An 8,276-nucleotide genomic window follows, 5' to 3' on the forward strand; every position below is an offset into this window, starting at 1 on the left:
ACGTCATCGACGCCATCGCGGCGATGCGCTCCGAGGCGTGCGATCTACCTAAATCGACAGATTGCGAGCCAGGCGCAAGCCGAACTTCAACCGCCCCCTGTCCCAGGGCGTGAAACGCGGAATCTGGAAGATGTCTTCACCGCGTCGCGCCGCCGCCCAACGTGTGGAGACGGCCGCATCGAAACCAAGTTCGCGGACGATGCCGGGGTGCACGTCGGGCAGGTAGTCGGGACCCGGCTTGCCGTTGGGGTACGCGAACAGGCCGACGTTCTCTTTGAGCAGCCCCTGCAACACGTCACGGCTGCGGCCGATCTCGTCGGCGGCCAAGTTGGCAGGGATCTTGGCCAGGATAGGGTGGCTGACCGTGTGCGCGCCAACCTGCATGCCGGCGCGTCGCAGGCTGCGCACCTGCTCGCTTGTCATCATCAGGTCATCGGGAGGGCTGACCTCGGCCCGACGGGCGATGGCGTCGACAAGGACGACGCGCGCCTCGGGAGCCAGGTATTTGACGCGCTGGATCAGGCGTCCGAGGCACGCGCGACGATGGGCGTCGCCACCAAGCACATGCTGGCCCAGATCCTCGCCTTGACCGTCACTGAGGCCGCGCAGATCCAGCAAAGGCAGCGTGCTCAGGCGCACGGCCTCGATCAGCGTGTCGTTCCACATGCGACCGCCATCGAGGAAGCCGGTGGCCACAAAAAAGCTGCACGGCAGGCCATGCTTTTGCAGCACCGGCAGTGCGACATCGTGGTTGTCGGCATAGCCGTCGTCGAAGCTCAACGCGGCCGCTCGCGCCGGAAGCCTGCCTTCATGGAGTTGCCGGATCGCGGCGTCCAACGGCAGCACGTTGAACCAGGACTTGACCCAGCCCAGCAACGCATCGAAGCGCGCGGCATCGACTTCATCGGGGAACAGCGGGTCCGGCGCGGGCAGCACGCGGTGGAAGATCAACACGGACAGACGCGCGCGCGCGCCCGCCGGAGACAACAGGCTGAACAAGGGCTTCATGGCAGCATGGGCACGGGTTTCTTCTTCTGGAAGCGCTTCTTCAGGAATTCGGGCCAGTGGATGACCGGCTCCTCCATCTCGCGCAGCCACTCCTTGCGATCCAGCCAACGCTTGCCGACGACGGCGAGGATGATCAGGTTGTACGGAAGGTCCCAGTAGCTCAAGCTCAGGAAGGCGCCGCCTACCGCGTAGCCTGCCAGGCTCACCTGCAGCATGCCGCCCAGGTCGGACAGCCACTGCGTCTGCGGCTGCGCCCTCCCCTGAATGCGCAACTTGCCCGCCGTAAACCATCCCATGATGAACAGCGTCAGGAACAGCGATAGGCCGATGAAGCCCTGTTCTCCGAGCACCATGAAATAGATGCTGTGCGCCGCGTGTACGCGATCCGCCTCGGGGCCATAGATGGCGAAGATCGAGCCGGTCCAGACCATGAAACCGCCACCGAAAATGCGGTCCTTGGCCAGGTTCCAGGCCATGCCCCAGGCGTTGAGCCGGCCAAGCGCGGAGTCATCCTGGTCGTAGGTCTTGATGGTGTTCATGCGATCCCACCATTCCTCCGGCATGACCGACAGCAGGGCCATGCTAACGACGACCATGACGACCGCCCCGACCATCTTGTTTCTGCCGCGCCACCACAGCACCAAGCCCATCGCCGCGACCGCCAGCAGCGCGCCGCGTGAGTGGCTTCCCAGTGCTGACATCGCCATCAACACCATGCACACGGTCATCGTCGTCTTGGCCCATTTGGCCTGCATCTGCATCTGCAGGAAGCGCATCAGCGGGATGACCATGACGATAGCCAGCGCCACCTCGTTGTTGCCCTCGATGTAGGTGTTCACCGGTCCCCACACCCGGTAGCTGCCACCCGTCGCCAGTGTGAACGCCCCACCCTTGACGCCAAAAAAGCCGATGGAAAAGACCAGCACCCAGACCAGCAGCATCATGTGGCGCTTGCTGTGCAGCAGCACCATGGCCACCAGGATCATCAGGTCGATTTTCATGACCCGCTTCCACAGTTCGAACGACGGCTCAAAGAGCATCGAGAACGGTAGCGTGATGCACATCCACACCATGAACAGGATCAGAACGAGCCCCTCGCGGCTTTGAGAGTAGTCGCGCCTGTCCTTGGTGATGAAGAGGCCGAGCAGCGTCGCGCCGCCGATGGCGGCCGCGATCGGCATCGTGTTCAGCGACCAGCTCAGCTGGTGCGGATTCATGATGCTGATCCACGTCCAGCCCAGGATGCCGATCCACGGCCGGCGAAGGGCGTGGATAAAGATCCAACCGATGATGACCAGCAAGGCAAGGTCACGCATGGCGGGTCCGCCAGGTACGGGTCATGTCCCCAAACAACGCAAGCTGCCCGTCGGTGGTCGCCTGCCAGCCGAAACCCTGCGCATAGTTGCGCAACGCCTCGCGCGACGGTGGCGACTGCCAGAGTGCTTTGGCGGCATCCGCCAGGCTGCGCGCGGAACGCTCCTCGACGACGCGACCGGTCAACGGCACTTTGACAATCTCCGGAATGCCGCCCACCGCGGTTGCAATGACGGGCGTTCCGCAGGCCATGCTTTCCAGCAACACATTGGGCCAACCCTCCCGTTCCGAGGCAAGCAGCAGCATGTCGGCCGCGGCGTACCAGTCGGCCAGATCCTGCTGGGGCAGCGCACCGAGGAAACGTACTTCCGAGCGTAGACCCAGGCGGTCCGCCTGGGCTTCCAGCATGGGGCGCAACGGCCCGGCGCCGATGATGCAAAGCCGGGCCTGAAGGCCTTGCCCGCGCAAGAGCGCCAGCGCCTCGATGACGAGGTCATGGCCCTTCAATGGGACCAGGTTGCCGACCGACACCAACAACGGGCTGCCTTCGGCGCCCAGACGAGCGCGCAGGGCGGCGCGATCTGCATCGGCGCGAAAGCGCTCCACATCGACACCATTGCGCAGCATCAGCTGTCGCGGGCTGGCGAAGCCTAGTTCATGCATGCGGTCGACGAGGGCCTGGCTGACACCGATGGAGGCGCCGGCCACCCGGGACGCCCAGCGCATCCAGCGCCGCGGCAGGCCATGGCGGCCGATCAGGTTGAGGTCGCTGCCACGCGCCGTCACGGCCAGCGGCTTGCCGAACCACCTGGCCAGCAGGGCGGCGGCGACGCCATCGGGGTAGTAGTAGTGGGCGTCGATGACATCGAAGTCAAAGCCCTCGTCGATCAGCTGCTGCACGGCCGCCCGTGCGCCGAGCGCCAGGGTCAGCGGCGCCGAACTCATGCCGACCTTGGGCAGCAGCAGATAGCGCGGATGACGCACATCCAGGCCGTTGCGCTGCTCCCTCGACGGCGTGGCCGCAAACCTGGCGTATTCGCCCCAGCGCGGGTCCATTGAAGGGAACCATGGCACCGGTGCGACGACGCGGGATTCGACCTCGCCGCTCTTCATCAGCTCACGCAGCCGTGTCTCGACAAAGATGCCATGGCCCGGGCGAACGCTGCTCGGGAACAGCGTCGAGAAGGTCAGCACCTTCAGCCTCGTCATGCGGAGGCCTCGACGGCTTCCACCAGGATGCGGCCGAACACCTCCGCGGCGACGCGGTGACCGAAGCGCCCTTCGACCAGCTCACGCGCCGCGCGCGACAGCTTCAGCCGCAGCGCGCCATCGGCGATCAGCCTGAGCGTCGCGTCGGCCAGCGCCTCGGCGCCATCGGCACGCAGAAAATGCGTGCCATGGTCGACATCCAGCCCCTCGATGCCAATGGTCGTCGACACCACGGGCAGGCCCATGGCCATGGCCTCGAAGGCCTTGATGCGGGTGCCGCCGCCGACGCGCAGCGGGATGACGAAGGCCTGGGCGTCGCGCACATGGTCGCGTACATCGTCGACAAAGCCGGTGAAGGTGACGCCGGGCACATTGCGCTGCGTCAGCGACGCGGGCGGGTGGCGGCCGACGACGCGCAGCTGCGCATTGGGCAGCTGGGTGCGCACGCGCGGCCAGACCTCATCGACGTAGAAACGGATGCCGTCGACATTGGCCTCCCAGTCCATCGATCCGGTGAAGACCACCATCGGGCTGCCGTCGGCCGGCGGCTGCCATGAGAAGAAGTCCAGATCCACGCCGGTCGGGATGGCGCGCGCTGTCTTGAGCCCGTCGTTCTTCTCGAACATCTTCGCGTCGCGCTCCGACACCGCGACCACGCGGGTGAAGCGCGCCAGCGCCTCGCGCTCGAAGCGACGCATCTTGGCCGCCTGCGAGGTCCACAGCCAGCGCAGCGGCGCGTTCGCAGCCGTCTTGGCGTGGCGCTCGAAGATCTCGGTCTCGACGTTGTGCGTGAAGCAGACCGTCGCGCCCTGGAGTTGATCCGGCCGCAGCACGGCGGCATGGACGAAATCAAAGACGACAACGTCGAACCGCTCGGCAGCCAGCACCTTCTCGACTGCTGCAACGGCTGCAGGCGTACGGTCATTCACCACGTTGATTGGCAGAGAAGACAGCAGGTCCGGCGCGCGCTTCCAGCGTGGCTGCGGCGGGCTCGGCTGCCAGCCGATGAAGCGCTCGCACAGCCGGTCGATCTCGCCCTGCCATTCGCGCTGCTGCTCGGGCGTGGCAGGCGACAGCAACGTAATGTCGAACCGGCCGCTCTCCTTGAGCCCGCGCAGGATGTTGCCCGTGCGGATCTTGCCCCCGGCGTCGGCCGGGAACAGGAAGACCGGGGAGACGAAGGCAACCTTCAGCGAGCGGCGCTGAGCCACTGCATCCACCGTCACTGCCTCAGGCGTCGGGGCCAGGCTCATCACCAGCAGATGCCCTCGTACTGCGCGAAACCGGCATCGCGCAGGTCGGCGTAGCCGTTCAGGTCCACAACACGTGCGTTCCTGGCGAACGCAATGATGCGCTGACGCGTCTCGGCATCGGCATGGCCGACGACGACGATCTCGGCCTTGGCCAGCACCGCCTCGGGCGTGTCGTGCAGCAGCTTGTCGAGGTGGGGAATCTCGCGGTCGATGTATTCCTTGTTCTTGCCCAGCAGCCGCGCGATCTTGACGAACTTGTCGTAGATGGCCAGCTCAAAGCCCTTGCCAAGCAGCTTCTCGGCCAGCACCACCAGCGGCGAGTCGCGCAGGTCGTCGGTGCCGGGCTTGAAGGCCAGGCCAAACAGTGCGACGGGCTTGCGGCCGGCCGAAGCAATGAGCTCGTAGGCGCGGCCGATATGGGCGTCATTGCTGTCCAGCAGCGCGCCCAGCACGGGAATGTCGACGCCGCGTTCGCGGGCGATGGTCAGGAAGCCCTTGACCTCCTTGGGCAGGCAGGAGCCGCCGAAGGCGAAGCCGGGCCTGAGGTAAGCCTTGGAGATATTCAGCTGGGTGTCGCGGCAAAACAGTTCGAGCACATCGCGCGAGTCCAGGCCGGTCTCCTTGAGCACCGCGCCGGCCTCGTTGGCGAACACGATTTTGAGTGCGTGGAAGACATTGCAGAGGTATTTGACCGACTCCGCCACGCCCACATCCGCGGCGACGAAGTTGCCCGGCACGCCGCTGTAGAGGCGCTTCATGACCTCGACGCCGGCCTCGTCGAGGCTGCCGACGATGGTCTGCGGCGGGTTGTGGAAGTCCGACACCGACGAGCCCTCACGCAGGAACTCGGGGTTGAACACCAGGCTGAGGCGATCGCCGATCTTGCGGCCCGCGGCCTTCTCCAGCAGCGGCGCGATGCGCGCGCGCGTGGTGCCGGGTGCCACGGTGCTGCGGATGACCAGCGTGTGCTGACTGTCCTTGCGCGCGATCTCCGCGCCGATCTGGCCCACGACGGCATCCAGCGCCGTCAGGTCAGGCATGTAGTTGGGCAGGGACGGCGTGGCCACCGAGATCAGCGAGATCTCGGTATCGCGCACCGCGGCGGCAACGTCGCGCGTGGCCGTCAGCTTGCCGGCCTTCACGGCCGCACCGATCAGCTCCTCGATGCCCTCTTCGACGACCGGCGACTGACCGGAAGCGATCAGCTCGACCTTGAGCGGATTGATGTCGACACCGACGACCTCGTGGCCCAACTCCGGCAGACAGGCACAGGAGACCGCGCCGACATAACCGAGACCGAAAACGGAAACCTTCATCTTTGTCCTTGTGAAACTCGTCAGGCGGCCGCGCGAGCGGGCGCGGCGGCGCTACCCAGGCCTGCATTGCGCAGGAAGGCATCGAACATCAGCAGCGCCCACAGCGGCTGAGCATGGTCCATGGCGCCGCGCTCATGCTGGTCCAGCAGGCGTGAAATGACGCCGGCATTGAACCAGCCGGTCTGGGCCAGCGCGCCCTGCTGCAGGGCCGAGCGCGTCTGCTCGCGCAGCGGGCCGCGCAGCCAGCGCGCCAGCGGCACGGCAAAACCCATCTTGGGCCGGTAGAGCACGTCATGCGGCAGCATGGGCTCCAGCGCCTTCTTGAAGATGTACTTGCCTTCCTGGCCGCGCAGCTTCAGCGCCGAGGGCAGCGTGGCCACCCATTCGACCAGCTTGTGGTCCATCAGCGGCTCGCGCACTTCCAGGCTGTGCGCCATGCTGGCGCGGTCGACCTTGGTGTTGATGTCGCCAGGCAGGTAGGTATGGATGTCGAGGTACTGCACCAGCGCCAGCGGGTCGTCGGTGCCGGCGCGCTGGGCGTGCTCGTGGAAGATCTCGCTCGCATGCCAGCCTTGCAGTTCGCGCTTGAAGCCGTCGCTGAACAGCTCCTGGCGCAGCGGATCGCGCACCAGGCCCATGGTGTTGAAGTAGGCGTCGACCGAGTTGCGGGCGATGGCCTGGAAGGTGGTCTTGGCACGGAACACCCGCGGCGCCCAGTCGGCCTTGGGATAGAGCTTGGCCAGCGGCCCGAAGATGCCGCGCCGCAGCGCCGGCGGGAAGGCGCTGCGCATGCGCTCTTCCATCATGTGCATCTTGTAGCGGCGGTAGCCACCCAGGCTTTCGTCGCCACCGTCGCCGGACAGCGCCACCGTCACATGCTTGCGGGCCAGTTCGCAGACGCGGTAGGTGGGAATGGCCGACGAGTCGGCATAGGGCTCGTCGTAGAGATGGGCCAGCAGGTCGACCAGGCCGAAGTCGTCGCTGCTGACGGACTCCACGCGATGGTTGGTGCGGTAGCGGTCCGCCACCATCTGGGCGAACTCGGTCTCGTTGAACTTGGGATCGTCGAAGCCGATGGAGCAGGTATTGACCGGCTGGTCGTCGAGCTGTGCCATGGCGGCGACCACGGCGCTGGAATCGACGCCGCCGGACAGGAAGGCGCCCAGGGGCACCTCGGCCTTCAGGCGCAGCTTGACCGATTCGGAAAGCTGGCGGCGCAGCTCCTCGGCAGCCTCCTGCTCGCCGATCTTGGCGTCCAGCGTGAACTTGACGTCCCAATAGCGCTGCGGCGTGCCGACCGCCTGGCCACGCTTGACGAGCAGGCGGTGGCCGGGCGCCAGCTTCTTGGCGTGCTTGTAGATGGTGGCCGGGTCGGGCACATAGCCGAGCGAGAAATAGGCCTCGACCGCCCGCGGGTCGATCTCCTGCCGCAGGCCGCCGTGAGCCATCAGGCTCTTCAGCTCTGACCCGAACAGCAGCCAGCCGTCCTCGGTCAGCGCATAGTGCAGCGGCTTGACGCCCAGGCGGTCGCGGGCCATGAAGAGGCAGTCGCGGCGGCGGTCGTGGATCATGAAAGCGAACATGCCGCGCAGGTGGTGCACGCAGTCCTCGCCCCAGTGCTCCCAGGCACGCACGATGGCTTCCGAGTCGCTCTTGGTGCGGAACACATAGCCGTGGCCGCGCAGCTCGTCCATCAACTCCAGGTAGTTGTAGACCTCGCCGTTGAAGACCAGGGCCACCGACTTGTCGTCGTTGAAGATGGGCTGCTGGCCGGTGGCGATGTCGATGACCGACAGGCGCCGGTGGCCAAAACCCACGCCGGGCTCGATGTGCAGGTCGCCCTCGTCCGGGCCGCGGTGGTGCTGGGACTCGTTCATCCGCTGCAGGCGCTCGCGCTCAGGCAGGCGCTGGCCGCGGGTGTCGAAGAGTCCGGTGATGCCGCACATGGAGGGGAACGGGAGTAGGCGAGGCGCGGATTCTCACAGACGGGCCGCATGTCTCTGCACACGAGAGACCGCTGATGAGGAACTCGTTCACTAGCTGTCGTTTCCCAAGAGGTTGTTCACCCGAGGCCGTGGAAGATGAGGGTTCTCACACCAACCCATCGCCACACGGGGAACCCTCGGATGAACAGCCATAAGAATGCCTCATTGACGCCGCGAGGTCGCGCACATTT

The 8,276-nt window shown here is 66.0% G+C and carries 6 protein-coding genes; all 6 read right to left on the minus strand.

What is annotated here, in order from left to right; all coding sequences use genetic code 11:
• Positions 1-48: 48 nt before the first annotated feature.
• Genes ACT6S0_RS09815 through ACT6S0_RS09840 form a run of 6 tightly spaced genes read right to left on the minus strand, consistent with a single transcriptional unit; the run spans position 49 to position 8,046 of the window.
• Positions 49-1,008, minus strand: coding sequence for a polysaccharide deacetylase family protein (locus ACT6S0_RS09815; RefSeq protein ID WP_444763718.1), 960 nt, complete (start codon positions 1,006-1,008; stop codon positions 49-51).
• The gene (locus ACT6S0_RS09820) at positions 1,005-2,324 is read right to left on the minus strand and encodes a putative O-glycosylation ligase, exosortase A system-associated (protein ID WP_444763719.1); all 1,320 of its coding nucleotides are present in this window, start codon (positions 2,322-2,324) and stop codon (positions 1,005-1,007) included. Before ACT6S0_RS09820 ends, ACT6S0_RS09815 begins: the two co-directional genes overlap by 4 nt.
• The gene (locus ACT6S0_RS09825) at positions 2,317-3,531 is read right to left on the minus strand and encodes a glycosyltransferase family 4 protein (RefSeq protein ID WP_444763720.1); all 1,215 of its coding nucleotides are present in this window, start codon (positions 3,529-3,531) and stop codon (positions 2,317-2,319) included. Before ACT6S0_RS09825 ends, ACT6S0_RS09820 begins: the two co-directional genes overlap by 8 nt.
• A complete protein-coding gene (locus tag ACT6S0_RS09830) occupies positions 3,528-4,784 on the minus strand; it encodes a glycosyltransferase family 4 protein (RefSeq protein ID WP_444763721.1) in 1,257 nt (418 codons plus the stop codon). Before ACT6S0_RS09830 ends, ACT6S0_RS09825 begins: the two co-directional genes overlap by 4 nt.
• A complete protein-coding gene (locus tag ACT6S0_RS09835; RefSeq protein WP_444763722.1) occupies positions 4,784-6,100 on the minus strand; it encodes a nucleotide sugar dehydrogenase in 1,317 nt (438 codons plus the stop codon). Before ACT6S0_RS09835 ends, ACT6S0_RS09830 begins: the two co-directional genes overlap by 1 nt.
• A 20-nt stretch (positions 6,101-6,120) precedes the next feature.
• The gene (locus tag ACT6S0_RS09840) at positions 6,121-8,046 is read right to left on the minus strand and encodes an XrtA/PEP-CTERM system amidotransferase (protein WP_444763723.1); all 1,926 of its coding nucleotides are present in this window, start codon (positions 8,044-8,046) and stop codon (positions 6,121-6,123) included.
• Positions 8,047-8,276 lie beyond the last annotated feature (230 nt).

The organism is Roseateles sp., assembly GCF_052436255.1.
GTDB lineage: Bacteria > Pseudomonadota > Gammaproteobacteria > Burkholderiales > Burkholderiaceae_C > Pelomonas.